Annotated in this window: 3 protein-coding genes; all 3 read left to right on the top strand. The window is 59.1% G+C overall.

Annotated elements, in window-relative coordinates; all coding sequences use genetic code 11:
* Positions 1–520 (top strand): EAL domain-containing protein (locus tag F8N85_RS34225; RefSeq protein WP_150807687.1); only part of this gene is annotated, 520 nt, incomplete at its 5' end.
* A 27-nt stretch (positions 521–547) separates the two neighbouring features.
* Positions 548–1,060, top strand: coding sequence for a M48 family metallopeptidase (locus F8N85_RS34220; RefSeq protein ID WP_150807203.1), 513 nt, complete (start codon positions 548–550; stop codon positions 1,058–1,060).
* Positions 1,061–1,084: 24 nt separating this feature from the next.
* Complete coding sequence (locus F8N85_RS34215; RefSeq protein WP_150644437.1) at positions 1,085–1,381, top strand: winged helix-turn-helix domain-containing protein; 297 nt, start codon at positions 1,085–1,087, stop codon at positions 1,379–1,381.
* Positions 1,382–1,432 lie beyond the last annotated feature (51 nt).

Genomic DNA, 1,432 nt, shown 5'->3' with positions numbered 1-1,432 from the left:
GATCAATGTGCTGACCATGTTCAGCATGCCAAACCTGGTCACCGAGTTTCGTCAGGTGCTTGAGCGTCATGGCTTGCAGCCGTGCCAGCTGGAAGTCGAAGTGACCGAGAGCGCACTGATGCAGAATTTCGAGGAGTCGCGCAAACAGTTGCGCCTGCTGCGCAACCTTGGGGTGCGGGTGGCGCTAGATGATTTTGGTGTGGGCAACTGCTCCCTGGCTCACCTGCGCGACCTGGAGTTCGATACCCTCAAGCTCGATCGGCAGCTGATCGCCCGACTGCTCGACTCCCCGCGTGATGCCGCGATGGTCCGTAGCGTTATCGAGCTGTGCAAGCAATACGGTTTGCAGGTGATCGCCGAAGGGGTGGAAACGCCTGAGCAATTCCAGTGGTTGCAGGCCAATGGGTGCGAGTACGTGCAAGGTCTGCTGGTGGGGGAACCGCTGATGGCCTGTGATGCCGGCCGTTTCGCGCAGCCGTTTGACTGGGGCGCGCAGAGGCTGAATTCGCTACACTGGTGACCTTTCGAGACTGTGTTGCCCGCTCCCATGACCGCGTTGAAGTACCTCCAGGCTTATCCCGCCGCCTTGCAAGAGCAAGTGCGCCAGCTGATCGCGCAAGATCGGTTGGGCGACTATCTGAGCCAGCGTTATCCCGACAAGCATGCGGTGCAGAGCGACAAAGCGCTGTACAGCTATGCTTTGGCCTTGAAGCAGGAACACCTGCGCAACGCACCGGCCATCGACAAAGTGCTGTTTGATAACCGCCTGGACCTGACCCATCGCGCCCTTGGCCTGCACACGGCGATTTCCCGGGTACAGGGCGGCAAGCTCAAGGCCAAGAAGGAAATCCGCATCGCCGCATTGTTCAAGGATGCGGCGCCGGAATTTCTGCGCATGATCGTGGTGCATGAACTGGCGCACTTCAAAGAGTCCGACCACAACAAAGCTTTTTATCAGCTCTGCGAGCATATGCTGCCGGGCTACCACCAACTGGAATTCGACCTGCGCATCTACCTGACTTATCGGGACATGCAGGGCAAGGCTGTTGTGGCCCCGTAGCAGTGACCGACAAGGAGTTTGTGAATGGACGTGAGCAAGACCAAGAGCAGCTTTTACCGGCGCTTGTATGTGGCCTATCTGATCGACAGCCAACTGGCCAGCAGTGTTCCGGCGATCACCGAAGTCACCGGCATGCCCCGGCGCACGGCGCAGGATACGATTGCCGCGTTGGCGGATCTGGATATCGTCTGTGAGTTCGAGCAAAAGGATGGCGCGCGCAACCATGCCGGGCGTTATCAGATCCACAGCTGGGGAGCGATCGATAAGGGCTGGATTACTCAGCATCTGGGGCAGGTCAAAGCGGTTTTAGGGTATCCCTGAAGCCTCGCGACCACCTGTGGTGAGGGAGCTTGCTCCCGCTGGGGCGCGCAG

It is taken from the genome of Pseudomonas fluorescens, assembly GCF_902497875.1.
Lineage (GTDB): Bacteria > Pseudomonadota > Gammaproteobacteria > Pseudomonadales > Pseudomonadaceae > Aquipseudomonas > Aquipseudomonas fluorescens_BR.
This window is presented reverse-complemented; position numbering and strand designations above follow the sequence as displayed.